Raw genomic sequence first — 26,983 nt, forward strand, 5'->3', positions numbered from 1 at the left:
TCAGCCTAGCGGGTCACGCTAAGCTGACCTCGCACCCGGGTACCTCGGGGGCACGCGGGTGTAGCTCAATGGTAGAGCCCTAGTCTTCCAAACTAGCTACGCGGGTTCGATTCCCGTCACCCGCTCCACCATCGAAAGGGCCGGGGACCTCGAAACCGTCCCGGGCCGAGGCCGCGTCGGCTTCCAGCTTGGCGGCTATCACGTCCAGCAGCTTGTCCGTGTCCACCGGCTTGGTGATGTACTCGTCCGCGCCGCTGGCCAGGGTCCTGGCCCGGTCCTCCGCCGTCGCCTTCGCGGTCACGGCGATCACCGGGAGGTCGGCGTTGGCCGCCTCCGCGCGGATGGCCGCGATCGTGGCGTTGCCGTCCAGTTCCGGCATCATCACGTCCATCAGGACCAGTGCCGTGTCCTCGTTGCGTTCCAGGACGCGGATGCCGTCGACGCCCGTTTCGGCGTAGACGACCTCCAGGCCCGCCTGCTCCAGGACCGCGGCCAGGGCGAACACGTTCCGCAGGTCGTCGTCGACGATCAGGACCTTCTCGCCCTGGAAGCGCTTCGGGGCGATGTCCGGGGCCGCTACCAGGACCGTGCTGGGGACCGGGGGCAGCCTGGGTGACGACAGGGCCGTCACCGCCGGGTCCACCAGGTTCGAGGCCGCCACCGGCAGGTAGAGGGTGAACGTCGAGCCCTTGCCCGGCTCGCTGATCACGCGCAGCTCGCCGCCCAGGAGCTCGGTCAGCTGCTGGCTGATGTTCAGGCCCAGGCCGGTGCCGCCGTACTTGCGGCTCGTGGTGCCGTCCGCCTGGCGGAACGCCTCGAAGATGACCGCCAGCTTCTCCTCCGGGATGCCGATGCCGGTGTCCTCGACGGCGAACGCGATGATGCCCGGCGCGTTCCGCAGCGCCTCCTGCTCGACCTCCGCCGGGTCGGCCGCGCGGATGTGCAGTCGGACGCCGCCCTCGTCGGTGAACTTCGCCGCGTTCGAGAGCAGGTTGCGCAGGATCTGCTGGAGACGGTGCTCGTCGGTGTGGACGCTGCCCGGCACCGGCGGGTCGATGTGGACGGCGAACTCCAGGCCCTTGTCGGCCGTGAGCGGCCGGCACAGCGACTCGACGTAGTCCACCAGCTCCGGCAGCGTGATGTCCGACATCTGCATGTCCAGCCGGCCGGCTTCGACCTTCGCCAGGTCCAGTATGTCGTTGATCAGCTGCTGCAGGTCGGAGCCCGCCGCGTAGATCGTGCGGGCGAACTGGATCTGCTTCTCGGTGAGGTTGCCCTCGGGGTTCTCCGACAGCAGCTTCGCCAGGATCAACGCGCTGTTCAGCGGCGTCCGCAGCTCGTGCGACATGTTCGCCATGAACTCGGTCTTGTACTGCGAGGCGACCGTCAGCTGCCCGGCCCGTTCCTCCAGCTCCTGACGCGCCTGCTCGATCTCGCTGTTCTTGACCTCGATGTCGCGGTTCTGCTGGGCGAGCAGCGCGGCCTTCTCGGCCAGCTCGGTGTTGGACCGCCGCAGCTCGCCCTGCTGGGCCTGCAGCTGCTCGGACCGCGCGCGCAGCTCCTGCGCCAGCCGCTGCGACTCGGTCAGCAGCGCCTCGGTGCGGGAGTTCGACAGGATCGTGTTGACGTTGACGCCGATCGTGTGCCGCAGCTGCTCCAGCAGGTCCTGGTGGACGGTGCTGAACTCGTTGACCGAGGCCAGCTCCAGCACGCCGAGCACCTCGCCCTGGAACAGCACCGGCAGCACGATGAGGTTGACCGGCGACGCCGAGCCGAGCCCGGAGGACACCATCGCGTACTCCGGCGGCGCGTGGTGGACCAGGATCGTGCGGTGGTCGACGGCGGCCTGCCCGATCAGCGACTCGCCGATCGCGAACCGCAGGCCGGCGCGGGACTGGGCGAGGCCGTAGGCGGCGATGCACTCCAGCACCGTGCCGCCCGAGTCGTCGTCACGGGCCAGGAAGAACGCGCCCTGCTGGGCGCGGACCAGCGGCGCCAGCTCGGACAGGATCAGCGCGCCGACCGACGCGAGGTCGCGGTGCCCCTGCATCCGCCCGGACAGCTGGGCGAGGTTCGTCTTCAGCCAGTCCTGCTCGGTGTTGGTCCTCGTCGTCTCCTTGAGGTTCGCGATCATCTGGTTGATGTTGTCCTTGAGGTCGGAGACCTCACCGGACGCGTCGACCGTGATGTGCCGGGTCAGGTCGCCCGCGGTCACCGCGGTGGCGACCTGCGCGATCGCGCGGACCTGCGTGGTCAGGTTCCCGGCCAGCTGGTTCACGCTCTCGGTGAGCCGCTGCCAGGTGCCGGACACGCCGTCGACCTCGGCCTGCCCGCCGAGCTTGCCCTCGGTGCCGACCTCGCGCGCCACGCGCGTGACCTCGGAGGCGAACGCCGAGAGCTGGTCGACCATCGTGTTCATGGTCGTCTTGAGTTCGAGGATCTCGCCGCGGGCGTCGACGTCGATCTTCTTCGTCAGGTCACCGCGCGCGACGGCCGTGGTGACCTGGGAGATGTTCCGGACCTGGCTGGTCAGGTTGTGGGCCATGAAGTTGACGTTCTCGGTCAGGTCCTTCCAGGTCCCGGCCACGCCGGGGACCCGCGCCTGGCCGCCGAGGATGCCTTCGGTGCCGACCTCGCGCGAGACGCGGGTGACCTCGTCGGCGAACGCGCGCAGCGTCTCGACCATGCCGTTGAGCGTCTCGGCCAGCGCCGCGACCTCGCCCTGGGCGACGATCGAGATCTTCTTCGACAGGTCGCCGTTGGCCACGCCGGTCGCCACCGTGGCGATGCTGCGCACCTGGTCGGTCAGGTTGGTGGCCATGACGTTGACGTTGTCGGTGAGGTCCTTCCACGTGCCCGCGACGCCGCGGACGGTGGCCTGGCCGCCGAGCTTGCCCTCGGTACCCACCTCGCGCGCGACCCGCGTGACCTCGTCGGCGAACGCCGAGAGCTGGTCGACCATCGTGTTGAGCGTGGTCTTGAGTTCGAGGATCTCGCCGCGCGCGTCGACCGAGATCTTCTGCGTCAGGTCGCCCTTCGCGACCGCCGACGTCACCGTGGCGATGTTCCGGACCTGGTCGGTCAGGTTGTTCGCCATGAAGTTGACGTTGTCGGTCAGGTCCTTCCAGGTCCCGGCGACCCCGGGCACGGTGGCCTGGCCGCCGAGCTTGCCTTCGGTACCGACTTCCCGGGCGACGCGGGTGACTTCGTCGGCGAACGCGGAGAGCTGGTCGACCATCGTGTTGAGCGTGGTCTTGAGTTCGAGGATCTCGCCCCGGGCGTCGACCGCGATCTTCTGCGTCAGGTCACCCCGCGCGACCGCCGTCGCGACCTGGGCGATGTTGCGGACCTGGGTGGTCAGGTTGTTCGCCATGAAGTTCACCGAGCCGGTGAGGTCGCGCCAGGTGCCGGCGACGCCGGGGACCTGTGCCTGCCCGCCCAGCTGACCCTCGGTGCCCACTTCGCGGGCCACTCGGGTGACTTCGTCGGCGAACGCGGAGAGCTGGTCCACCATGGTGTTCATGGTCGTCTTGAGCTCGAGGATCTCGCCCCGGGCGTCGACGGTGATCTTCTGCGTCAGGTCGCCCTTCGCCACGGCCGTGGTCACGTGGGAGATGTTGCGGACCTGGTCGGTCAGGTTGTCGGCCATCTGGTTGACCGAGTCGGTGAGGCTGCGCCACGTCCCGGCCGCGCCGGGCACCTCGGCCTGGCCGCCGAGCTTGCCCTCGCTGCCGACCTCGCGCGCGACGCGGGTGACCTCGCCGGCGAACGCCGAGAGCTGGTCGACCATCGTGTTGAGCGTGTTCTTCAGCTGCAGGATCTCGCCGCGGGCGTCGACGTCGATCTTCTTCGTCAGGTCGCCGGTGGCCACCGCGGTCGCCACCTGCGAGATCCCGCGGACCTGGTCGGTCAGGTTGTCGGCCATCAGGTTGACCGAGTCGGTCAGGTCGCGCCACGTGCCGGCGACACCCGGCACCTGGGCCTGGCCACCGAGCTTGCCGTCGGAGCCGACCTCGCGGGAGACGCGGGTGACCTCGTCGGCGAACGAGGAAAGCTGGTCCACCATGGTGTTGATGGTGTTCTTGAGCTCCAGGATCTCGCCGCGGGCGTCGACGTTGATCTTCTGGGTCAGGTCGCCGCGCGCGACGGCCGTGGTGACCTGCGCGATGTTGCGGACCTGCTCGGTGAGGTTGTCGGCCATGAAGTTGACGGAGTCGGTGAGGTCGCGCCACGTCCCGGACACGCCCGGGACGACGGCCTGGCCGCCGAGACGTCCCTCACCGGCGATCTCGCGGGAGAGCCTCGTCACTTCGGCCGCGAAGCGCGAGAGCTGCGCGATGAGGCCGTTGACCGTCTTCGCCAGCGTGGCGTACGCGCCCTGCAGCGGGCGGCCGTCGAGGGTGAGGGTCATCGGCTGGGACAGGTCGCCGTCGGCGACGCCGCCGAGCACGCGCTCCAGCTCGATGGCCGGGCGGGTGAGGTCGTCGACCAGTCCGTTGACGGCGTCGACGGCGGTGGCCCAGCCGCCGGGGCCGACCTCGGTCTCCAGCCGTTCGAGCAGCCGGCCTTCCTGGCCGACCGCCGTGCGCGCCCGCAGCAGCTCGCTCACGAGCCGCTGGTTGCGCTCGGCGATGTCGTTGAACGCGACGGCGAGCTGCGCCGAGACGCCGTCGCCGTGCGGCACGAGCCGCCGCCGGAAGTTGCCGTCCCCGAGATCCCGCACCGCCACGAGCAGCCGCTCCAGCGCCGCCGCCTCGCCCTGGGATTCCGTTGTCATGTGTGCCGACCCTCTCCACCACGCATGCGCCAGCCATGGTCGTCGACCCAGCGTGCCATGATTCGCCCTACACTTCGAGCCAGTCCGCCCGCTCACGCGGTAGCCGTGCGATAGCAGTCCGGAGGCAGGAGGTCCGTGCATGGTGTCACGTCCGGCTCCGGCGTCGGCAGCCCTGCCGCCGATGGCCGCCGGTGACGCGCCACCGGGCTTCGACGCCTTCGGGCGGGCGGTGCTGGAGGACGTGCGGGACGCCGTTTTCCTGCAGGACGCCGAGGGTGTGCTGCGCTGGGCGAACCCCGCCGGGCGGACGCTGACCGGCGACACCGAGCCGAAGCTGCACCCCGTCGCCGAGACCTCCGGGCACGTCGAGGTCAAGGGCCACCGGCACCCGGCCCGCGTCCGGGCGCTGCCCGGCGGGTGGCACTCGTGGACGGTCCCCAGCCTCGCGGAGAGCAGCACCGCCCGGCCGCACGTGGGCGACTTCCTGGCCGAGGCCGGGCCCCGGCTGGCCTCGGCGCGCGGCCGCCACGGCACCGCCCGGGTGATCGCCGAGCTGGCCGCGTCCGCGCTCGCCGACACCGTGTTCGTGCTGCTGCCCACCACCCGCGGCCGGTGGGAGTGGTGGAGCTGCGAGCGCCCGTCCGCGCACGGCCACGGCCGGATCCGGCGGGTGCCCGCCCAGGCCGCACCGGTGCTGGTGGCGACCTTCGGCGTCACCGGGACGCCGCGGCCGTCGCCGGTGCCCGCGGCCGAGGTCGCCACGCTGCCCTCGATCGTCGCCGACCGGTTCGCCGGGCACGCCGACGTCACGGTCGTTTCGCTGGGCCCGAGCGCGAGTGCCGGGGTCACCGGCGCGCTGCTGCTGGGCCGTCGCACGGACCCGGAGTTCGGGGCCGAGCAGGCCCGCGCGGTGGTCGAGTTCGCGAAGGCGTCGGGCACGGCGCTGGCCAACGCGCAGCGCTACGCCCGGCAGGAGGAGGCGACGCGCGGCCTGGAGACCACGCTGCGCCCGGCCGACCCGCCCGAGCTGGCCGGCGCCCGGTTCGAGACCTGGTACGAGCCGGCCGCCGGGGTGCTCACGGTCGGCGGTGACTTCTACGACGTCCTGCCGCACGACGACGGCAGCGCGTTCCTGGTGCTCGGCGACATCTGCGGCAAGGGCGCCGAGGCCGCGGCCCTGACCGGCCGGGTCCGGCACGCGCTGACCGCGCTCGCCATGGTCGAACGCGACGGCCGGACGCTGTTGCGGCTGCTCAACGAGCTGCTCATCGCCGGCGGCAGCAGCCGGTTCGCCACCCTGGTGCTCGGCACGGCCACACCGACGGACGAGGGTGTCGACCTGACCCTGGCCTCCGGCGGGCACCCGGCGCCGCTGATCGTGCGCCACGCGGGCGGCGTCGAAGAGGTCACCGTGCCGGGCACGCTGGTCGGCATCTCGCCCCAGGCCCGGTTCGCCGAGGCGCGGGTGCGGCTGGGGCCCGGCGACCTGTGCCTGCTCTACACCGACGGCATCACCGAGGCCCGCAACCGGCACGACCCGTCCGAGCTGTTCGGCGACGACCGGCTGCGCGCGGTGCTGACGGCCGCGGCCGGGCAGCCGGCCCGCGAGGTCGTCCGGCGGCTGCGCCAGGCCGTGCGCGACTGGCTCGGCAACTCCGCCCACGACGACATCGCCGTGCTGGCCGTGGAGTGCGCGGACTGATCGACGGCGCGTTTGCCGCCCGCGTTTGCCGCCGGTCGGAGCGGGTAATTCGGATTCCATGGCGAATGCACTTGAAGGCCGCCGGGTCGCGATCCTGGCCGCCGACGGAGTCGAGCAGGTCGAGCTGGAGCGGCCGCGTCAGGCCGTGCTGGACGAGGGCGCGACCGTCGAGCTCGTGTCGCTGGACACCGGAGAGATCCAGGCGATGAACGGGGACATCGACAAGGGCGACACGTTCGCCGTCGACCGCAAGGTTTCCGACGTGGCGATCGGCGACTTCGACGCGCTGCTGCTGCCCGGCGGGACGATGAACCCGGACAACCTGCGGGTGAACCCCGAGGCCGTGAAGTTCGTGGGTGACTTCGTGCGGGCCGGCAAGCCGGTCGGCGTGATCTGCCACGGTCCGTGGACGCTCGTCGAGGCGGATGTCGTCCGTGGCCGCACCCTGACGTCGTACCCGAGCATCCGGACCGATCTGCGTAACGCCGGGGCCACGGTCGTCGACGAAGAAGTGGTGGTGGACGACGGCCTGGTCTCCAGCCGCAACCCGGACGACCTGCCCGCGTTCTGCGCCGCGGTCGTGCGGGAGTTCGCGGGCTGAAGCCGTCCTCTGTGGACATTCACCCGGCCGTGTCCTTAAGTCCCGCTTAAATATGTTGGCTTTCGGTGTTCCGGCGGAGGACGCTGAGGGTGTGACCAGGATCGCCCGAGAGGAGGTGGACGCAATGACAGTGAACGCCAGGCGCTACGGCCGTTGGTGCCGTGAACACTTCGACGTGGTCGCCGCCGAGGACGTTCCGGCACCCCGGGGCGCCGACCCCGCCGAGGCCGCGCCGCAGCCGGCTCCGGCGCCGATCGAGACCGTCGCCGAACAGCCGCAGCAGAGCTGACGCCGCAGACGCGGAAAGGGCCCCCGGATCGTGATCCGGGGGGCCCTTTCCGCGTTCGGTGCCGGTCAGCGGTAGCTGCGACGGCGGTACCAGACCCGCCTCGGGCCGGGCGCGCCGATGCGCGCGATGACGTCGGTCAGCACGGCGCCGATGACGAGCCAGATGACCGCGGCCAGGCCGTCGTTGCAGAAGACCCGGAACTTCTCGGAGTCCGGCGTGAAGAGGTCACGCAGGCCGAGCGAGACGCCGCCCGACCATTCGGAGATGAGGTGCGCGAACCCGTTCGCCGCGTTCGCCTCGCCGAAGACCAGCACGATGTGCACGGCGAGGACGAGGGCGAACACCGCGCACACGAGGTGGATGAGGGCGTTGACCGTGCGCACGATCCGGATGCGCGGATGGGTCCGTTCCACGACTTCTTCGGTCGCGGCGGGCTCGTACCGCGGATCGTAGGGCTGCTCGGGGGGAGGGGGATACGGCATCGTCGGCGCCGTCCTTTCGACAGTCCTCTGTGGACGGATCTGGGGCGTACGGGGCCAGTGGGAGGTACCCGGTGCCGGGGACGGCAAACCAGGTATTCCGTAAACTTCCACATCATGCGGCGTGATAGGGTAGTTTGAGGAAACGAGGAGGGTCATGGCGCAGGAGGTCTACTCCGTCGAACAGGTCGCGACGCAGCTCGGCCTGCACGTGCGGACCGTCCGGAACTACGTGCGGGACGGGCGGCTGAAGGCGGTCCGGATCGGCAAGCAGTACCGGATCACCGCCGCCGACCTGGCCGCCTTCACCGGGCTGCCGGCCACCGCGGCCCCCGCCAAACGGGCGGACCTGTCGGGCGTGGTCGAGATCGAGGACGTCGACCGGGCGACGGCCGATCGGATCGCCACCACGATCCACGCGTCGCTGCTGGGACCGTGGGACGGCGGCGAGTCCCTGCGCGCCGAAACGATCTACGACCGGGAGCGCGCCGTCCTGAAGGTCATCGTGCTGGGCGACCTCGCCGCGGGCGCGGACCTGCTGCGGATGGTCGCGGGGTTCGTCGAAGGCCTGGGCTGAACGGGAGAACGATCATGATCGACGTACGCCACGACGTCACCGTGTGGCTCGTGCCCGCCGACGGGCCCGAGCTGGTCACCGAGCAGGACGCCGTCGACCTGATCGGGGCGACGTTCGGCTCCGGCGCGAGTGTGCTCGTCGTGCCGGTGGAGCGGTTCCCCGGGCGGTTCTTCGACATGCACACCAAGCTGATCGGGCACTTCTTCTCGAAGGTCGTCCAGTACGGCTTCCGGCTGGTCCTGCTCGGCGACGTCAGCGGGTACGTAGCGGCGAGCACCGCGTTCCGCGACGTCGTGCGGGAGTCGAACCGCGGCCAGGACGTCTGGTTCGTGACCGATCTCGGCGAACTGGACACCCGGCTGGCCGCGCGGGGCTGAGCCGGGCGGCTGAACCCCGGCCGGGGCGGGCAACCCGGGCGCCCACGGCACGTCCAGCTGATCATGAGCATCCTCCGGCGTGCGGCACTGACGCTGTCCGTCCTCACCGCCCTGGCCGTCCCCGCCTCGCCCGCCGCGGCGGGAACCTCGGAAACCGTTGTCCCGAAAGGCTTCCAGCCCGCGTCGACGAGCTGGACCGGCCCGGACACCGGGTACGTCCTCGGCTACTCACCCTGCGCGAAGTCGTGGTGCCCGGCACTGCTGGCCACCACCGACGGCGGGCACCACTGGCGGCGGCTGGGCGCGCCGTCGACGGCGCTGCCGGACAACCACAACCACGTCGCGCTGACGTTCGTCTCCGAGCGCGTCGCGTACGTCAGCGACGGCGTGCACGTGCGGACGACGCGTGACGGCGGCGCGACCTGGCACCCGGTCGGGCTGGTCGGCGCGCGGGAACCGTTCTACGTCTCGAAGATCACCGAGACCGGCGGCCGTGTGTTCGCGATGCTCAGCACGTACGGCGAAGGTCGCGGCTCGACGCGGCTGTACTCGGCGGCCGCCGGTTCCCCGGTGCTGGTCCCGGTGCCGGGCTTCGCGGTCACCGGTGACATCACCTACGGCGACCTCGCCGTCGGTGGCGGCCTGCAGGTCGCGCTCGGCGCGAACTACGGCGACGAGAAGTACTGGACCTCGCGCGACGGGGTGAGCTTCACCCCGGCCGCGCCGCCGTGCCCGACGGGGACGGTCGCGTCGCTCGCCGGCGTCCGGGACCGGCAGGTCGTGGCGTTGTGCAGCAGCAGCCCCGGTTCGCCGCAGCCGGGTTCGACCGAGCGGAGCGTGCGGCACGCGCCGCGGCTCGGCGGCACCTTCAGCGGGACCGACGCGGCGCCCGTCGTCGGCATCACGCAGGGCTTCGGGGCGGCGTCGCCGGCGTCCGCGACGATCGCGGCCGAGGGCGGCGGGGCCGGGTTCCTGCACAGCACGGCCGACGGCGGTCGCACGTGGACGACGACCGTCCTTTCCGAGCGCGGGCTGAGCCTGACCGATCTGGACTTCCCGGGCCGCGGCACCGGCGTGGTCGTCGACGGCCAGCCCGACGCGGCCGGCGGCTCCGCTCTGTACCGGACCACGGACGGCGGAGGGAGCTGGCACGAACTCCTGTTCGGCTGATTACCGCAGGCAGGCAAGGCCCTTGCGCGCGGTTCACTTGATGAACGCCATGTCGTAGTCTGAGCACTGTCCGTTGCCGGACACGGTGGACGGGGCCCGGGGCAGGGGCTCGTCCGCCGCGCGACGAGGGAGAGTCGATGACGCCTGGGGACCTGCGGTCCGGGGCCGAGGGTGGCGCTGCTTCCCTCGATTTCAGCAAGGCGAGTCTGGCCCGGCTGTCCGACGCGCTGCTCGGCGGGCACGATCACTACGAGGTCGACCGCGAAGCGATGCGGCGGCTGCTGGCGATCGCGCCCGGTGCGCGCACGATGGCGAAGGAACACCGCGACTGGCTGGTCCGCGCGGTGCGGTTCCTCGCCGGAAAGCGTGGCATCGGCCAGTTCCTGGACCTGGGCTCGGGCATGCCGACCGCGGAGAACACCCACCAGGTGGCGCAGAGGTACAACCCCGACGCGCAGGTGGTGTACGTCGACAACGACCCGGTCGTGCAGGTGCACGGGCGGGCGCTGCTGGAGGAGAACTACCTCACCCACGTCACCGGCGCGGACCTCACGAAACCGGCGGAGACCCTCGCCGACCCGGTCGTGCGCGAACACCTGGACTTCGCGGAGCCGGTGGCGCTGATCCTGACCTCGATCGTCCACCACATCGACGACTACGACCGGGCGAAGAAGATCGTCTCGGAGTACGTCGCCGCGCTCGCTCCCGGGTCGTACCTGCTGCTCACGCACAACTTCGATCCCGAAGAGGACTCCCCGCGCCAGGAGCTGGCGCGGTTGCTGGAGACCAGCTTCCAGGGCACCGGGCTGGGCAGCGTCCACCGGTCGCGAGAGCAGATCACCGCGTTCTTCGAGGGCCTCGAACTGCTCCGGCCGGGACTGGTCTACCTGCACGAATGGTGGCCGGACGGGCCGCGGATCCACTCGCTGAGCGAGCTGAACTTCCTGACGCTGGGCGGGGTCGCCCGCAAGGTGTGACCGAGCCCGGCACGTTCACGGGAAAGTGCCGGGCTCGGTGCCCAAACGATCAGGCGGCGTTGAACGTGTCCGGGTCCGGGCCGGTGCGCTCGCCGCGGTTCAGCGGCGTCAGCGACTCCAGTTCCTCCTCCGTGAGGGTGAACCCGAACAGGTCAAAGTTCTCCTGGATCCGCGACGGCGTCACGGACTTCGGGATCACCACGTTGCCCAGCTGCAGGTGCCAGCGCAGCACGATCTGCGCGGGCGTGCGGCCGTGCTTCACCGCGAGCTCCGCGACGATCGGGTCGCCCAGCAGCGAGCCGCCCTTGGCCAGCGGGCTCCACGCCTCGGTCGCGATGCCGTGCTTCGCGTCGAACTCGCGGACCTCGTGCTGCTGCAGGTACGGGTGCAGCTCGACCTGGTTGAGCGCCGGGGGGACCTCGGCGGCGTCGAGCAGGCGCTCGAGGTGCGCGGGCTGGAAGTTGGACACGCCGATCGCGCGGACGCGGCCGTCCGCGTAGAGCTTCTCGAACGCCTTCCAGGTGTCGAGGTACTTGTCGCGCTCGGGCGTGGGCCAGTGGATCAGGTACAGGTCCAGCTGCTCCAGGCCCAGCTTCGCCAGGCTTTCGTCGAACGCCTTGAGCGTCGCGTCGTAACCCTGCGCGGAGTTCCAGAGCTTGGTGGTGACGAACAGTTCGTCGCGGGTGATGCCGGACTCGGCGAGCGCCTGGCCGACGCCGGCCTCGTTGCCGTAGACGGCGGCGGTGTCGATGCTGCGGTAGCCCGCTTCGAGAGCGGCCTTCACCGCGGCCTTGGTCTCGGCGTCCGGGACCTGGAAGACGCCGAAGCCGAGTTGCGGCATCCGCACGCCGTTGTTGAGTTCGATCTCGGGCACGCTGGTCACAAAGGGTCCTTTCGGTGGGTGGTTCATCGGGCGAGTACCCGATCCCCGGCGGCGAAACTCGCCGGGGACCTGCGGTCGAGCAGACCGGAGACGAGCGCCACGGCCAGGCCGGCCGCGGCGAGCACGGCGCCGATCCAGTTGGGGGCGGTGTAACCGAGGCCGGCGCCGATGGCCTGGCCGCCGAGCCACGCGCCGCCGGCGTTGCCGAGGTTGAACGCGGCGATGTTCGCCGCCGAGGCCAGCGCCGGAGCGCCCTCGGCCTTGGCCATCACCCGGGCCTGCAGCGGCGGGACGGTCGCGAAACCGGCCGCGCCGAACAGCACGATGGTGATCGCGGCCGGCACCTTCGCGTGCGCGGTGAAGACGAACACGACGAGCACCAGGGCGAGCGCCGCGAGGATGACGTACAGGCTGGGCATCAGCCTGCGGTCCGCGGCCTTGCCGCCGAGCAGGTTGCCGGCGAACAGCCCGGCGCCGAAGAGCACGAGCAGCCAGGTCACGGCGCCGCTGGAGAAGCCGGCGACCTCGGTCATCATCGGCGCGATGTAGGTGAACGACGCGAAGACCCCGGCGAACCCGAGCGCCGTCATCGCGAGCGCGAGCCACACCTGCGGGCGGCGGAACACGGCCAGTTCGCCGCGCAGGCCCGCGCCCGGCTCCGGCTTCTGGTGCGGCACGAGCGCGAGGATGCCGATCGCGCCGGCCACGCCCAGGGCGCTGACCACCCAGAACGTCGAGCGCCAGCCGAAGGCCTGGCCGAGCGCGGTGCCGGCCGGCACGCCGAGGACGTTCGCCACGGTCAGCCCGGTGAACATCATCGCGATGGCACTGGCCTGCTTCGCCGGGGCGACGAGCGACGCCGCGACGACCGAGCCGACGCCGAAGAACGCGCCGTGCGAGAGGGCGGCGACGACCCGGCCGGTCATCAGCAGGCCGTAGCTCGGGGCCAGCGCCGAGAGCACGTTGCCCGCGATGAACAGGCCCATCAGCGAGACGAGCACGGTCTTGCGCGGCACCCGCGAGGCGAGCGCGGTGAGCACGGGCGCGCCGACGACGACGCCGAGCGCGTAACCCGAGATGAGCAGGCCTGCGGACGGGATCGAGACACCGAAGTCGCCCGCGACCTCGGGCAGCAGGCCCATGATCACGAACTCGGTGGTGCCGATCCCGAAAGCGCTGATCGCCAGTGCGAGCAGAGCGGCGGGCATGGACTTCCTTCTTCCGGAGTAGGCTTGTGGGCGTGAGCAACTACCGGCGTCCGAGATAGTTGCACACGCCGTATATTGCACAGGCTTGATAGTGCGGCGTGCCAGGGTGTGCGTGCAAGCCGAGGAGGGGTGAACCGTGTCACTGGACGACGACGCCGTCGAGACGCGTGCGCAGGGCTGGCGCACGCTGGCCGCGCTGCACGCGCGGATCGAGGACAAGCTGCAGCGCGCGCTCGAACGCGACCACGAGCTTTCGGTCAGCGAGTACAGCGTGCTCGACGCGCTGGCCCGCCAGGACGGCTTCCACCTCCGGATGAACCAGCTCGCCAACGCGGTGGTGCTCAGCCAGTCGGCGACGACGCGGCTGGTCACCCGGCTGGAGGGCCGCGGCCTGCTGGCCCGCTACCTCTGCGCGGACGACCGCCGCGGCATCTACACGGAGGTGACGCCGGCGGGCCAGGCCCTGCTGACGTCGGCCCGCCCGACCCACGACACCGCACTGGCCGAGGCCCTGACCGAAGCCGGATCCCTCCCTGAACTGGCGCCACTGGTCGGCGCCCTGGGCACCCTCACGTTCCCCGGAGCCCGCACCTCCTGACGCCGTGGCCTTCACGGACTTGCGGAAAGTTTCGTCGGGGCGCCCGACAACTGTCTGACGTGCGGGCGAAAGTGCTTGCGGCGCCGCGGGTTCCGGGTTCGGCGTCCCAGTCAGCGGGGCATCGCGCGAGGCTCTCGTTCGGCGGGGGGATTACGGCGGCCGCGCACCTTAACCCCTGCTCCATCCGTGGGACCCTTTTGCTGCCCGAGTCCGATAGTTTCGCTGGTCAGCTCGTTGTTTGCCGGTTTCGTCCCGCGACGACGCTTGGTTACCTCGTTGACCTGTTCGTTCCGGCGGACCTAATTTGTTGTCCCACCAGACGAACTGGGCGGTGTCGGCGTGGACTCCTCCTTTTCCCTCAAACCGGTGCGCCCGGCCGACCAGGCCGCGGTCCGCCGGACGAACCTCGCGTTGGTGCTGCGGCACCTGCGTGACGGGGGACCCCGGTCGCGGGCGGGCATCGCCGCGGACACCGGCCTGAACAAGGCGACCGTGTCGAGCCTGATCTCCGAGCTGGTCGACCGCGGGCTGGCCCGCGAAGGCGAACGCGAGCGGGCCGGCTCGGTCGGCCGTCCCGGCACGATCGTCGAGCTCGACGGCCGCGGGGTCGGCGGGATCGGCGTCGAGATCAACGTCGACTACCTCAACGCCCTCGCGCTCGATCTCACCGGCACCGTGTTGTTCGAGCAACGCGTCGCGCTCGACGTGCAAGCGCTTCCCGTCGCGAAGGTGCTGGACGCCGGAGCCGAGCTGACCGCGCGGGCGTTGCGGGAATGCCGCCGCCTCGGGGTCGTGCCGGCCGGGGTCACCGTCGGGATCCCGGCTCTCGTCGACGTCACGAGCGGGACCGTCGCCTTCGCGCCGAACCTGCACTGGACCGACGTGCCGGTCGTCCGCGGGATCACCGAACGGCTCACACGACGGCTCGGCCCGCCGGTGTTCCCGATCCGCACGGCGAACGACGCGAACCTCGGCGCGCTCGGCGAATACGCGATGGGCAGCGTCGCCGGGACCGCGGACCTCGTCTACCTGACCGGCGAGATCGGCGTCGGCGGCGGCGTGATCTCCGGGGGCAGGCTGCTCGGGGGCGCCGAAGGGTTTTCCGGCGAGATCGGGCACATCCAGCTCGACCCGGCCGGCCGGATCTGCGGCTGCGGGCGCCGCGGCTGCTGGGAGACGCTCGTCGGGCTCGCCGGGATGCTGCGGCTCGCCGCGTCGCCGAGCGACCCGGTGCACGACCCGTCGCTCGACCTCGAACAGCGCCTCGACATGATCCGCCGCCGCGCCCAGCTCAAGGACAAGCGCACGCTCGACGCGCTCGCGCAGGTCGGTACCGGCCTGGGTGTCGGCGCGGCCGTGCTGATCAACGTCTTCAACCCGCGGGTCGTGCTGCTGGGCGGGTACTTCGCCCAGCTGGGGCCGTACCTGCTGGGCCCGATGATGACCGAGCTCGAAACCCGGGTGATCGCGCCGGGCATCGGCGGCTGCCGCGTCGAGCTGTCGTGGCTCGGCTTCTCGGCGGCTTCGCGCGGCGGCGCGCACGTCGCGCTGCAGGCCGTGTTCGACGACCCGGCCCTGGTGCCGGCCGGCGCGGAAAGGGACAGCGGATGAGACCGGGAAGCGACGAACCTGCGGCGCGCACGGGCTGAGTCACCCAACAGGGAGGGAAAACCATGGGGAAGATCGGTGTCTGGCTGATCGGGGCCCGCGGATCGGTGGCCACCACGGCCATCGCCGGGGCCGCCGCGATGCGCGCGGGGCTCACCGCGCGCACGGGGTGCGTGACCGAGCTGCCGGACTTCGCCGGGGCCGAGCTGCCCGGCCTGGGAGACCTGGTCTTCGGGGGCCACGACGTCGTCGACACGCCGCTGGTCAAGCGGGCCGAGCACCTGGTGGCGGCGGGCGTGCTGCCCGCGACGCTGCCCGGGCCGGTCGCGGCCGACCTGGAGGCGGCCGAAGCCCGGCTACGCCCGGCGCCGTCCGGCAACGGATCCGCCGTGGCCGACCGGATCGTCGCCGACCTGACGGAGTTCCGGGCGGGGCTGGACCACGTCGTCGTGCTCAACGTCTCCTCCACCGAGCCGCCCTGCGCGCCGCACCCGGCGCACGAATCACTGGCTGCCCTGGAGGACGCGCTGGAGGTGCTGCCGCCCAGCGCGTTGTACGCCTACGCCGCGTTCCGCGCGGGTTGTGGCTTTGTCGACTTCACGCCGTCCACCGGCGCCCGGCTGCCCGCGCTCGACGAACTCGCCCGCGCGACCGGGCAGCCGTACGCGGGCCGCGACGGCAAGACCGGCGAGACGCTGCTGCGGTCGGTCCTCGCGCCGATGTTCGCCCAGCGCGCGCTGAACGTGCTGTCGTGGTCGGGCACGAACCTGCTCGGTGGTGGCGACGGCGCCACGCTCGCCGACCCCGGCGCGGCGTCGAGCAAGAACGCGTCGAAGCAGCAGGTGCTCTCGCGGAACCTCGGCCGCGACGTCGACGGCGAGGTGCACATCGACTACGTGCCCGCGCTCGGCGACTGGAAGACCGCGTGGGACCACGTGCTGTTCGAAGGGTTTCTCGGCGCCCGCATGACGCTCCAGCTCACCTGGCAGGGCTGCGACTCCGCGCTCGCCGCGCCGCTGGTGCTCGACCTCGCCCGGCTCACCGCCAAGGCGTGCCGCGACGGCGTCGCCGGACCGGTGGCCGAGTTCGGGTTCTTCTTCAAGGATCCGGCCGGTGACGGCCCGCACGACCTCGCGTCGCAGTACGCGGCCCTGCGCGAGTGGGCGCACCGGTGAAGGCGCTCGCCGAGCTCGTCCGCGCGCCCGCAGCGCTGACCGTGCCCGGGGACGCCGTCGCCGGGGCCGCCGCGTCGGGCTGGCCGTTCGGCCGCCGGACCCTGGCACTGACCGGCGCGTCCGTCTGCCTCTACTGGGCGGGCATGGCGCTCAACGACTACGCCGACCGCCACCTCGACGCGATGGAGCGGCCCGAACGGCCGATCCCGTCGGGCCGCATCTCGCCGGGCACGGCCTTGGGCGTCGCCACCGGGCTGACCGCGGGCGGGCTCGGCATCGCCGCGGCCACCGGCGGGAGGAGGGCGCTGCGCGTGGCGGTGCCGCTGGCCGCGACCGTCTGGGCGTACGACTTCGTGCTCAAGGAGACCGTGTTCGGGCCGGCCGCGATGGCCGCCGCTCGCACGCTCGACGTCCTGCTCGGCGCGGGTGGCGCTCGGGCGGCGTTGCCCGCGGCGCTGACCGTCGGGGCCCACACCTACGCCGTGACAACGCTGTCTCGGTCCGAAGTGGACGGTGCCACGCCCGCGCTCCCGGCCGCGACGCTGGCCGCGACGGCCGGGGTGCGCGTCGCCGCCGGGCGGGTCGGCCCGCTGGCCTCGGCGCTGCTCGGGACCTACGCGGTGACGACCGGGCGGGCGCAGTACGACGCCGTCCGCGACCCGAAGGCGCCGACGATCCGGCGCGCGGTCGGCGCCGGGATCCACGGGATGATCCCGCTGCAGGCCGGGCTGATCGCGCGGACCGGGGCGTGGCGTTCGGCGCTGGCCGTGGCCGCCGCGTTCCCGATCGCGCGGGCCCTGAGCCGGAAGGTGTCGCCGACATGAGGTTCGGGTACGGCACCAACGGGTTCGCCAACCACCGCCTCGGTGACGCGCTGCGTGTGCTGGCCGACCTCGGGTACGACGGGGTCGCGCTGACGCTCGACCACCAGCACCTCGACCCGTTCGGGCCGGACCTCGCCCACCGCGTCGCCTCGCTGGCCGCCGAGCTGGACCGGCTCGGGCTGGCCGTCGTCGTCGAGACCGGCGCGCGGTTCCTGCTGGACCCGTGGCGCAAGCACGCGCCGACGTTCCTCGACCCGGACCGGGCCCGGCGCGTGGAGTTCCTGACCCGGGCCGTCGAGATCGCCGCGGACCTCGGGGCCGAGGCCGTCTCGTTCTGGAGCGGGAACAAACCCGCCGGTCTGTCCACTTCGGACGCCTGGGACCTCCTGGTCGCGGGCTGCTCGGACGTCCTCAAGGCGGCCGACGACCACGACGTCAAGCTCGGCTTCGAACCGGAGCCGGGGATGCTCGTCGAAGACCTCGACGGGTACTTCGACCTCGCGAGCAGGCTCGGTGATCCGGCGCGGTTCGGGCTGACCCTGGACGTCGGGCACTGCCGGTGCAACGAGACGGCGTCCGTCCCCGACTGCGTCCGCCGCGCTCTGCCGCGGCTGGTGAACGTCCAGATCGACGACATGCGCCGGGGCACGCACGAGCACCTCGAGTTCGGTCAGGGGGAGATCGACTTCCCGCCGGTGCTGGACGCGCTGTCGCCGTACCCCGGCCTGGTCGCCGTCGAACTGCCGCGTGACAGCCACGCGGCCCCGCGGATCGCCCGCGAGTCCCTGGAGTTCCTGCGGAAGGCGGTGGCGGCGTGAACGCCTGGCTGGACGAAGCTCTCGGCAAGGTCGCCACCGACGCGTCGGCCTTGCGCACGCTGTTCCCCGGTGTCGGCCGCCGGGTCGGGAGGGGACCCTCGGACGTCCCGGGGTGGACGGCCGACGACGTGGCGCGGGTCCGGTTGCTCGAAGCCGCGCCCGGCGCGGCCGCCGAGATGCCGGACCTCTACCGCTACGGCGACGCCGCCGAGAAGCGGGCGGTCCTCCGTGGACTGTCCGTAGTGGACATCGGGGACGCCGGGCTGGAGCTCGTCGCGGACGCCCTGCGCACCAACGACCCCCGGCTCGTCACCGCCGCGATGGGGGAGTACGGCGCCCAGCACCTGGACGACTCCGCCTACCGTCACGGCGTGCTCAAGTGCGTCTTCATGGGCATCCCGCTGGCCGGCATCGCCGGACTCGACCGACGGACCGACGACGAGCTGCTGCGCATGCTGCGGTCGTTCGCCGCCGAGCGCACCGCCGCCGGCCGCGACGTGCCCGCCGACCTCCTCCCGCTGCTCGACGGACAGGACGCCTGATGCGCATCTTCGACCCGCACATCCACATGAGCTCCCGGACCACCGGCGACTACGCGGCGATGCACGCCGCCGGCGTCCGCGCGCTCGTCGAGCCGGCGTTCTGGCTGGGCCAGCCCCGCACGAACGTCGGCAGTTTCACCGACTACTTCGACGCGCTGGTCGGCTGGGAGCCGTTCCGCGCGAGCCAGTACGGCATCGCGCACCACTGCACGATCGCGCTGAACCCCAAGGAGGCCAACGACCCCCGCTGCGCGCCGGTGCTCGATCTGCTGCCGCGCTACCTGGAGAAGGACGGCGTGGTCGCGGTGGGCGAGATCGGCTACGACTCGATGACCGCCGAGGAGGACAAGGCGTTCGCCGCGCAGCTGGCCCTGGCGATCGACCACGACCTGCCCGCGCTGGTGCACACCCCGCACCGGGACAAGGCGGCCGGGACCGAGCGCAGCATCGCCGTGGTCCGCGAGTCGGGCATCGCGCCGGGGCGGGTCGTGCTCGACCACCTCAACGAGCTGACTGTCGCGATGGTCAAGGACTCCGGCTGCTGGCTCGGGTTTTCGATCTACCCGGACACCAAGATGGACGAAGCGCGGATGGTCGCGATCCTGCGCGAGTACGGGACCGAAAAGGTGCTGGTGAACTCCGCGGCCGACTGGGGCAGGAGCGACCCGCTCAAGACCCGCAAGACCGGCGACGCGATGCTGGCCGCCGGGTTCACCGAGGACGACGTCGACCTCGTGCTGTGGCGCAACCCGGTCGAGTTCTACGGCCAGAGCGGGCGGCTCGACCTCGAAGGCGGGACGCCGGCCGCCGAGTTCGCGGGCAACTCGATCCTGCGGGGTGCGCGCAAGTGAGGTTCCGGCATCCCGACGGCACCCTCGTCCACCTCGCCTACTGCACCAACGTGCACCAGGCCGAGGACCTCGACGGCGTGCTCACCCAGCTGGCCCGCTTCGGCGAGCCCGTGCGGGAACGCCTGGGGGTGGACCGGCTCGGGCTCGGCCTGTGGCTGGCCCGGCCGGTGGCGACCGAGCTGGTCACCGACCCGGGCGCGGTGTCCTCCTTGAAGGCCGAACTGGCCGCGCGCGGCCTCGAGGTCGTCACGCTCAACGGGTTCCCGTACCAGGGTTTCCACGACCCGGTCGTCAAGCACAAGGTGTACCGGCCGGACTGGTCGGCCCCCGAGCGGACGCAGTACACGCTCGACCTGGCCCGGCTGCTGGCCGAGCTGCTCCCGGAGGACGCCGTGCGCGGCAGCGTGTCGACGTTGCCGCTCGGCTGGCGCACCGCATGGCGGGACGACGGCGGGCAGCTCGAACTCCTGGCCAAGGGGCTGGCGAAGCAGGACCGCCCGGTGCGGGTGGCGTTCGAGCCCGAGCCCGGCTGCGTCATCGAGACCACCGCGCAGGCGGCGTCGCTGCTGTCCGAAGTGGACAAGGAGTGGCTCGGCGTCTGCCTCGACACCTGTCACCTCGCGGTCGGGTTCGAGGACCCGGCGGCCGCGCTCGGCCGGCTCTTCGCAGCCGGGCTGGACGTCGTCAAGCTCCAGGCGTCGGCCGCTCTCGAAGCCGCGAACCCGGCTGATCCGGCGACCCGTCGTGCCTTGGAGTCCTTTGTGGAGCCGAGGTTTCTGCACCAGAGCAACGAAGGCGCCCCACCGGGAGCCGACGACCTCGATCTCGCGCTGGCCGGGGAGCTTCCGGGGGAGGCGCCGTGGCGGGTGCACTTCCACGTGCCGCTGCACGCCGACCCGGCGCCGCCGCTGACGTCCACCCGGCCCGTGCTGGCGGCGACGCTGGCCGAGCTGTTCGGCGGCCCGGCCGCGCGCACCGACCACATCGAGGTCGAGACCTACACCTGGCAGGTGCTCCCGGACGCACCGGCCGACGACGCCGGGCTGGTCGCGGGCATCGCGGCCGAGCTGGACTGGACCCGGCGTTCCTTGCTCGACCTCGGCTTGGAAGAGGTAATCCGATGAGCCTGCTGGTGCTCGACGTCGTCGGCCTGACGCCACGGCTGCTCCCGCACATGCCGAACCTGCGCAAGATGGCCGAACCCGGCTTCACCGCGCAGCTCGACACCGTGTTCCCGGCGGTGACCTGCTCGGTGCAGTCCACGTTCCTCACCGGCCTGCAGCCGGCCGGGCACGGCATCGTCGGCAACGGCTGGTACTTCCGCGACCTCGGGGAGATCTTCCTCTGGCGCCAGCACAACAAACTGGTCCAGGGCGATAAGTTCTGGGACGCGGCCCGCCGCGCGCAGGCCGGGCACAAGGTCGCCAACGTGTGCTGGTGGTACGCGATGGGCATGGACGTCGACCTCACCGTCACGCCGCGGCCGATCTACCACGCCGACGGGAAGAAGTCCCCGGACGCCTACACCCACCCGCCGCGGCTGCACGACCGGCTGGTCGGCGCCCTCGGCGAGTTCCCGCTGTTCACCTACTGGGGCCCGACGGCGGCGATCACGTCGTCGCAGTGGATCATCGCCGCGGCGCAGAAGATCATGACCGAGGACAAGCCCGACACCACGCTCGCCTACATCCCGCACCTGGACTACGACCTCCAGCGCTTCGGCCCGGACGCGCCGCAGGCCGCGGCCGCCGCCCGCGAGATCGACACGGCGCTGAAGCCCTTGCTGGACTTCGCGGCCGCGGGCGGGCACACCGTCGTCGCGCTGTCGGAGTACGGCATCACGAACGCGAGCCGCCCGGTCGACATCAACCGGGTGCTGCGCCGCGAAGGCTTGCTCACCGTGTACGTCCAGGCGGGCATGGAGTACCTCGACCCGTGGACGTCGCGGGCGTTCGCGGTGGCCGACCACCAGGCCGCGCACGTCTACGTCGCCGACCCGGCGGACCTCCCGCGGGTGCGGGACGTCGTCGCCGGACTGTCCGGAGTGGACGTCGTCCTCGATCGCGAGGCGCAGGCGAGCACCGGGATCAACCACGAGCGGGCCGGGGAACTGGTCGCGATCGCCGAGCCGGACGCCTGGTTCACGTACTACTACTGGCTGAGCGACGACCGCGCGCCGGACTTCGCGAAGACCGTCGAGATCCACCGCAAGCCCGGTTACGACCCGGCCGAGCTGTTCTTCGACCCCCACGACCCGGCGGTCAAGCTGAAGGCCGCGGCCGCGCTGGCCCGCAAGAAGCTCGGCCTGCGCTACTCGATGCAGGTCGTCCCGCTCGACCCCGCGCCGGTTCGCGGGAGCCACGGCCGGCTGCCCGACTCGCCCGAGGACGGGCCGGTGCTGCTGTGCTCGGACCCCGCGCTCGCGCGCGAAAAGGTCCACGCCACCGAAGTCAAGGGGCTGCTGCTCGCGGCGGCTGTCCGTACCGGATAGGACTCACCAGGAGGTCAGAACATGGCACGACCGTTGACGCTGTTCACCGGGCAGTGGGCCGATCTTCCGTTCGAGGAGGTGTGCGAGCTGGCGAGCGGCTGGGGCTACGAGGGGCTCGAGATCGCCTGCTGGGGCGACCACTTCGAGGTGGACCGGGCCATCGCCGAAGAGGGCTACGTCCAGTCCAAACTGGACACACTGGCCAAGTACGACCTCAAGGTGTGGGCGATCTCGAACCACCTGCTCGGCCAGGCCGTCTGCGACCACCCGATCGACGAGCGGCACGAGGCGATCCTGCCCGCCCGGATCTGGGGCGACGGCGAGGCCGAGGGCGTCCGGCAGCGGGCGGCGGAGGAGATGAAGACCACCGCCCGCGCCGCGGCGAAGCTCGGGGTGTCCACTGTGGTCGGGTTCACCGGCTCCTCGATCTGGCACACGGTGGCGATGTTCCCGCCGGTGCCGCCGTCGATGATCGAGCGCGGGTACGCCGACTTCGCCGAGCGCTGGAACCCGATCCTGGACGTCTTCGACGAGGTCGGCGTGCGGTTCGCCCACGAAGTGCACCCGAGCGAGATCGCCTACGACTACTGGAGCACGGTCGCGGCACTCGAGGCGATCGGCCACCGCGAGGCGTTCGGGCTGAACTTCGACCCGTCCCACTTCGTCTGGCAGGACCTCGACCCGGCCGGGTTCCTGTGGGACTTCAAGGACCGCATCTACCACGTCGACTGCAAGGAGGCCCGCAAACAGCTCAACGGCCGCAACGGCCGGCTCGGCTCGCACCTCCCGTGGGCCGATCCGCGCCGCGGCTGGGACTTCGTCTCCACCGGCCACGGCGACGTCCCGTGGGAGGACGTCTTCCGCATGCTCAACGCCATCGGTTACGACGGCCCCATCTCGATCGAGTGGGAGGACGCCGGCATGGACCGGCTGACCGGCGCGCCCGAGGCCCTGGAGTTCGTCCGCAAGCTCAACTTCACGCCACCCACGGCGGCGTTCGACGCCGCCTTCTCCTCGAAGAAGTAACGCTTCTGTTCAACGGGTGACCGCCAGCCCCGTCGGAAGGTGATCGAAAGCGGCTTCGCGCCGAACCGGGGCGAAGCACGCTCAAATTCAGGAAGGACCACCCGAAATGTCCTTGTCCCCACCGAAGTGGGCGAGGCTGCTCGGCACCGTGGTGCTGAGCACCGGCCTCCTGCTCACCGTCGACGCTCCCGCCAGAGCGGACATCCCGCCGGCCGACTACCAGCAGGTCGCCCTCGCCACCGGCGCGGCCGAGCTGGGCGAGGCGATGTCGCTCGCCGTGCTCCCGGACCGCTCGGTCGTGCACACCTCCCGCGACGGCACCGTCCGCGTCACCACCGCGGCCGGCGCGACCTCCGTCGCGGCCAAGCTGAACGTGTACACCCACGACGAGGAAGGTCTCCAGGGCGTCGCCGCCGACCCCGGCTTCGCCACCAACCGCTACGTCTGGCTCTACTTCTCGCCGAGACTGTCCACACCGGACGGTGACGCGCCGACCGACGGCACCGCCGCCGACTTCGCGCCGTTCAAGGGCGAGCTGCACCTGTCGAGGTTCGTCCTCAAGACGGACAACACCCTCGACCTGGCCAGCGAAAAGGTCGTCATGGCCGTGCCGAACGATCGCGGCCAGTGCTGCCACGTCGGCGGTGACATCGACTTCGACGCCGCCGGCAACCTCTACCTGACCACCGGCGACGACACGAACCCGTTCTCTTCCGACAGCTACTCGCCGATCGACGAGCGGACCACGCGCAACCCGCAGTTCGACGCGCAGCGCTCGGCCGGCAACACGAACGACCTGCGTGGCAAGCTGCTGCGGATCCACCCGCAGGCGGACGGGACGTACACGATCCCGTCGGGCAACCTGTTCGCACCGGGCACCGCGAACACCCGGCCGGAGATCTACGGCATGGGCTTCCGCAACCCGTTCCGGATGAGTGTCGACAAGGCGACCGGCGTCGTCTACCTCGGTGACTACGGCCCGGACGCCGGTGTCACCGACGCCAACCGCGGGCCGCAGGGCCAGGTCGAGTTCGACCGGATCACCGGCGCGGGCAACTTCGGCTGGCCGTACTGCACCGGCTCGAACACGACGACCGAGACGTACAACCACTACACGTTCCCGAGCGGCCCGTCCGGGGCGAAGTACGACTGCGCCGGCGGCCCGACGAACTCGTCGTTCCGCAACACCGGGCTCGCCAAGCTGCCGGTGCCGAAGGCCGCGTGGATCAAGTACGCGGGTGACGAAGGCTCGCCGCCGGAGTTCGGCAGCGGCTCGGAGTCGCCGATGGGCGGGCCGGTCTACCGCTACGACGCCGCTTCGACGTCCACGGTCAAGTTCCCGCAGTCGCTCGACGGCAAGTTCTTCGCCGGCGAGTACGGGCGCAAGTGGATCAAGGCGGTCACCGTCAACGCCGACGGCAGCCGCGGCACGATCGACGACTTCCCGTGGACCGGCACGCAGGTCATGGACATGGCGTTCGGCCCGGACGGCGCGCTCTACGTCCTCGACTACGGCACGGGCAGCGACAACCAGGCGCTCTACCGGATCGAGTACCTCGCGGGCACGAACCGCAACCCGGTCGCGAAGGCCGCGGCCGACAAGACGTCCGGGGCGAACCCGCTGACCGTGACCTTCTCGTCCGCGGGCAGCAGCGACCCCGAAGGCGGCGCCCTGACCTACCGCTGGACCTTCGGCGACGGCCAGACGTCGACCGCCGCGAACCCGGCGCACACCTACACGACCAACGGGACGTATTCACCGAGTCTCACGGTGACCGATCCGGCCGGCCTGACCGGCACCGCGAGCCTGGTCGTCACGGTCGGGAACACCGCGCCGACGGTGAACCTGACCACGCCGGCCGACGGCCAGCTGTTCTCCTTCGGCGACACCGTGCCGTTCCAGGTGACCGGCAGCGACCCGGAGGACGGGGCGCTGGACTGCTCGAAGGTCAAGGTCACGTACTTCCTGGGCCACGACAGCCACCAGCACCAGATCACCCAGCAGACCGGGTGCAGCGGCTCGATCGCCGTGCCGGTGGACGGTGAGCACGACGCCGCGGCGAACATCTTCGGCGTCTTCGACGCGCAGTACACCGACAACGGCGGCCTGGTCTCGCACAGCGTGCACAAGCTGCAGCCGCGGCATCGCCAGGGTGAGCACTTCTCGGCGCAGTCCGGGATCCAGCTCGCCGACCACGGTTCGGCGGAGGGCGGCCGGACGGTCGGGTACACCGACGACGGTGACTGGATCTCGTTCACGCCGTACGCGCTGGGCAACGCGACGTCGATCAGCGCGCGGGTGTCCTCAGGCGGTCCCGGTGGCACGCTGGAAGTGCGCGCGGGCTCGCCGACCGGCACCCTGCTCGGGTCGGCCGCGGTCGCCAACACCGGTGACTGGGACACGTTCCAGAGCGTGACGGCGAACCTCACGAACCGGCCTTCGGGATCGACGACGCTGTACCTGGTGTTCAAGGGCGTCACCGGGCAGGGCAACCTGTTCGACCTGGACTCGTTCACCTTCACCACCGCCGCCCAGCCGGGAGCGGTCGAAGGCGAGTCGTTCACATCCGGGTCCGGGGTCCAGATCGCCCCGCACGCGGCGGCGAGCGGCGGCAACACCTTGGGCTACATCGAGAACGGCGACTGGGCCGGGTACGCCTCGGTGAGCACGTCGGGCGCGCGGACGTTCACCGCGCGGGTTTCGTCGGCCGGTGCCGGCGGCACGATCGAGATCCGGTCCGGCTCGGCGACGGGGACGCTGCTGGGCACGGTTTCGGTGCCGTCGACCGGCGACTGGGAAGTCTTCCAGAACGTCACGGCGTCGGTGACCGGCGGCTCCGGGCCGTTGTTCCTGGTGTTCCGCGGCGGCGAGGGGTCCCTGTTCGACGTGGATTCGTTTAGCCTGAGCACCATGCCGACCCAGGTGGATCCCGCGTACAACGTGCTGGTGTTCTCCAAGACGGCCGGGTTCCGGCACGACTCGATCCCGGCGGGGATCCAGGCGATCAAGGAACTGGGCACGGCCAACGGCTTCGGCGTCACGGCGACCGAAGACGCGTCGGTGTTCACGGCTTCCTCACTGGCCGCGTACCAGGCGGTCGTGTTCCTGTCGACCACCGGTGACGTCCTGGACGCGACGCAGCAGGCGGCGTTCGAGTCCTATGTGAACGGTGGCGGCGGCTACCTCGGCATCCACGCCGCCGCCGACACCGAGTACGACTGGCCGTGGTACGGGCAGCTCGTCGGCGCGTGGTTCAAGAGCCACCCGGCGATCCAGGCGGCGAACTTCGTCACCGAGGACCGGACGAACCCGGCGACCGCGCACCTGCCGGCCGTCTGGAACCGCACGGACGAGCTGTACAACTACCGCACCAACCCGCGCGGCCAGGTGCACGTCCTGCAGACGCTCGACGAGTCCAGCTACACCGGCGGCGAGATGGGCGCCGACCACCCGATCACGTGGTGCCACCCGCAGGGCAGCGGCCGGGCGTTCTACACCGGTCTCGGCCACACGATCGAGTCCTATTCGGACAGTGCGTTCCGCGCCGAGCTGGTCGGCGGGATCCGGTACGCCGCCGGAGTGGTCGCCGCGGACTGCGGCAGCGCGTCCTCGGGGTCCACAGTGGAAGGTGAGTCGTTCACGTCGGGTTCGGGCGTGCAGATCGCGTCCCACGCCCCGGCGAGCGGCGGCCAGACGCTGGGCTACATCGAGAACGGCGACTGGGCCGGGTACGCGTCGGTGAGCACGGCCGGGATCACGCGGTTCAGCGCGGTCGTCTCGTCCGCGGGAGCGGGCGGCACGATCGAGATCCGCGCGGACTCGGCGACCGGCACCCTGCTGGGCACGGTCGCGGTGCCGTCGACCGGCGGCTGGGAGACGTTCCAGACCGTCTCCACCACGGTGTCGTCGGGTTCGGGCCCGCTCCACCTGGTCTTCCGGGGCGGCGCGGGTTCCCTGTTCGACATCGACACCCTGACCGTGTCGTAGCAGTCCGTGAATGGCACATTGA

General features: G+C 71.4%; 22 protein-coding genes and 1 tRNA gene. 19 read left to right on the plus strand and 4 right to left on the minus strand.

Going from position 1 to position 26,983, the window contains the following annotated elements:
* The first annotated feature begins 54 nt into the window (after positions 1-54).
* Positions 55-128 (plus strand) — tRNA-Gly (locus ACGFMK_RS11305).
* On the opposite strand, the gene ACGFMK_RS11310 is transcribed toward ACGFMK_RS11305, so the two are convergent.
* Positions 80-4,777: a HAMP domain-containing protein gene (locus tag ACGFMK_RS11310; RefSeq protein WP_392761066.1), complete on the minus strand. Its 4,698-nt coding sequence runs from the start codon at positions 4,775-4,777 to the stop codon at positions 80-82. The two genes, ACGFMK_RS11305 and ACGFMK_RS11310, sit on opposite strands and share 49 nt — an antisense overlap.
* 139 nt (positions 4,778-4,916) lie before the next feature.
* Here ACGFMK_RS11310 and ACGFMK_RS11315 point away from each other — a divergent pair, with 139 nt between their 5' ends.
* The 3 genes from ACGFMK_RS11315 (at position 4,917) to ACGFMK_RS11325 (ending at position 7,369) form a co-directional block, all read left to right on the plus strand.
* The gene (locus ACGFMK_RS11315; protein ID WP_392760662.1) at positions 4,917-6,479 is read left to right on the plus strand and encodes a SpoIIE family protein phosphatase; all 1,563 of its coding nucleotides are present in this window, start codon (positions 4,917-4,919) and stop codon (positions 6,477-6,479) included.
* 58 nt (positions 6,480-6,537) lie between these two features.
* On the plus strand, positions 6,538-7,080 hold the full coding sequence (locus tag ACGFMK_RS11320) for a type 1 glutamine amidotransferase domain-containing protein (protein ID WP_392760664.1): 543 nt from the start codon (positions 6,538-6,540) through the stop codon (positions 7,078-7,080).
* A gap of 124 nt (positions 7,081-7,204) precedes the next feature.
* Entirely contained in the window at positions 7,205-7,369 is a 165-nt protein-coding gene (locus ACGFMK_RS11325; protein ID WP_392760667.1) for a hypothetical protein, read from the plus strand.
* A 65-nt stretch (positions 7,370-7,434) separates the two neighbouring features.
* Here the strand turns inward: ACGFMK_RS11325 and ACGFMK_RS11330 are convergent, their stop codons facing one another.
* Positions 7,435-7,851, minus strand: coding sequence for a hypothetical protein (locus tag ACGFMK_RS11330; RefSeq protein WP_392760669.1), 417 nt, complete (start codon positions 7,849-7,851; stop codon positions 7,435-7,437).
* A 154-nt stretch (positions 7,852-8,005) separates the two neighbouring features.
* Here ACGFMK_RS11330 and ACGFMK_RS11335 point away from each other — a divergent pair, with 154 nt between their 5' ends.
* The 4 genes from ACGFMK_RS11335 (at position 8,006) to ACGFMK_RS11350 (ending at position 10,949) form a co-directional block, all read left to right on the plus strand.
* Positions 8,006-8,425, plus strand: a complete 420-nt coding sequence (locus tag ACGFMK_RS11335) for a helix-turn-helix domain-containing protein (RefSeq protein WP_392760672.1) — start codon at positions 8,006-8,008, stop codon at positions 8,423-8,425.
* A gap of 14 nt (positions 8,426-8,439) precedes the next feature.
* A complete protein-coding gene (locus ACGFMK_RS11340) occupies positions 8,440-8,802 on the plus strand; it encodes a DUF4180 domain-containing protein (RefSeq protein ID WP_392760675.1) in 363 nt (120 codons plus the stop codon).
* A gap of 57 nt (positions 8,803-8,859) precedes the next feature.
* A complete protein-coding gene (locus tag ACGFMK_RS11345; RefSeq protein WP_392761069.1) occupies positions 8,860-9,972 on the plus strand; it encodes a hypothetical protein in 1,113 nt (370 codons plus the stop codon).
* Positions 9,973-10,109: 137 nt separating this feature from the next.
* Positions 10,110-10,949 (plus strand): SAM-dependent methyltransferase, encoded by an 840-nt coding sequence (locus ACGFMK_RS11350; RefSeq protein WP_392760678.1) that lies wholly within the window; start codon positions 10,110-10,112, stop codon positions 10,947-10,949.
* A gap of 49 nt (positions 10,950-10,998) precedes the next feature.
* Here ACGFMK_RS11350 and ACGFMK_RS11355 read toward each other — a convergent pair whose 3' ends face one another.
* Both ACGFMK_RS11355 and ACGFMK_RS11360 read right to left on the minus strand, forming a co-directional pair.
* Positions 10,999-11,832: an aldo/keto reductase gene (locus ACGFMK_RS11355; RefSeq protein WP_392760681.1), complete on the minus strand. Its 834-nt coding sequence runs from the start codon at positions 11,830-11,832 to the stop codon at positions 10,999-11,001.
* A gap of 23 nt (positions 11,833-11,855) precedes the next feature.
* Entirely contained in the window at positions 11,856-13,040 is a 1,185-nt protein-coding gene (locus ACGFMK_RS11360) for an MFS transporter (RefSeq protein WP_392760683.1), read from the minus strand.
* Positions 13,041-13,176: 136 nt separating this feature from the next.
* Here ACGFMK_RS11360 and ACGFMK_RS11365 point away from each other — a divergent pair, with 136 nt between their 5' ends.
* The 11 genes from ACGFMK_RS11365 (at position 13,177) to ACGFMK_RS11415 (ending at position 26,961) form a co-directional block, all read left to right on the plus strand.
* Positions 13,177-13,638, plus strand: a complete 462-nt coding sequence (locus ACGFMK_RS11365; RefSeq protein ID WP_392760686.1) for a MarR family winged helix-turn-helix transcriptional regulator — start codon at positions 13,177-13,179, stop codon at positions 13,636-13,638.
* Between the two features lie 339 nt (positions 13,639-13,977).
* Entirely contained in the window at positions 13,978-15,249 is a 1,272-nt protein-coding gene (locus tag ACGFMK_RS11370) for an ROK family protein (RefSeq protein WP_392760689.1), read from the plus strand.
* Between the two features lie 62 nt (positions 15,250-15,311).
* Positions 15,312-16,421: an inositol-3-phosphate synthase gene (locus ACGFMK_RS11375; protein ID WP_392760691.1), complete on the plus strand. Its 1,110-nt coding sequence runs from the start codon at positions 15,312-15,314 to the stop codon at positions 16,419-16,421.
* The gene (locus ACGFMK_RS11380; RefSeq protein WP_392761071.1) at positions 16,418-17,245 is read left to right on the plus strand and encodes an SCO3242 family prenyltransferase; all 828 of its coding nucleotides are present in this window, start codon (positions 16,418-16,420) and stop codon (positions 17,243-17,245) included. The genes ACGFMK_RS11375 and ACGFMK_RS11380 overlap by 4 nt, the downstream gene beginning before the upstream one ends.
* Positions 17,242-18,063 carry a sugar phosphate isomerase/epimerase family protein gene (locus ACGFMK_RS11385; protein ID WP_392760694.1) on the plus strand — a complete coding sequence of 274 codons (822 nt, stop codon included), beginning with the start codon at positions 17,242-17,244 and terminating at the stop codon, positions 18,061-18,063. Before ACGFMK_RS11380 ends, ACGFMK_RS11385 begins: the two co-directional genes overlap by 4 nt.
* Positions 18,060-18,605, plus strand: a complete 546-nt coding sequence (locus ACGFMK_RS11390; RefSeq protein WP_392760697.1) for an EboA domain-containing protein — start codon at positions 18,060-18,062, stop codon at positions 18,603-18,605. Before ACGFMK_RS11385 ends, ACGFMK_RS11390 begins: the two co-directional genes overlap by 4 nt.
* The gene (locus ACGFMK_RS11395; protein WP_392760699.1) at positions 18,605-19,456 is read left to right on the plus strand and encodes a TatD family hydrolase; all 852 of its coding nucleotides are present in this window, start codon (positions 18,605-18,607) and stop codon (positions 19,454-19,456) included. The genes ACGFMK_RS11390 and ACGFMK_RS11395 overlap by 1 nt, the downstream gene beginning before the upstream one ends.
* Positions 19,453-20,580, plus strand: coding sequence for a metabolite traffic protein EboE (eboE, locus tag ACGFMK_RS11400; RefSeq protein WP_392760705.1), 1,128 nt, complete (start codon positions 19,453-19,455; stop codon positions 20,578-20,580). The genes ACGFMK_RS11395 and eboE overlap by 4 nt, the downstream gene beginning before the upstream one ends.
* Positions 20,577-21,947 (plus strand): alkaline phosphatase family protein, encoded by a 1,371-nt coding sequence (locus ACGFMK_RS11405; protein ID WP_392760708.1) that lies wholly within the window; start codon positions 20,577-20,579, stop codon positions 21,945-21,947. The genes eboE and ACGFMK_RS11405 overlap by 4 nt, the downstream gene beginning before the upstream one ends.
* Before the next feature lie 21 nt (positions 21,948-21,968).
* Positions 21,969-22,973, plus strand: coding sequence for a sugar phosphate isomerase/epimerase family protein (locus tag ACGFMK_RS11410; RefSeq protein ID WP_392760711.1), 1,005 nt, complete (start codon positions 21,969-21,971; stop codon positions 22,971-22,973).
* Positions 22,974-23,079: 106 nt separating this feature from the next.
* Entirely contained in the window at positions 23,080-26,961 is a 3,882-nt protein-coding gene (locus ACGFMK_RS11415; protein ID WP_392760714.1) for a carbohydrate-binding protein, read from the plus strand.
* The last annotated feature ends 22 nt before the right edge of the window (positions 26,962-26,983 follow it).

Origin of the sequence: Amycolatopsis sp. NPDC049252 (assembly GCF_043197175.1) — a bacterium.
Taxonomy (GTDB): domain Bacteria; phylum Actinomycetota; class Actinomycetes; order Mycobacteriales; family Pseudonocardiaceae; genus Amycolatopsis.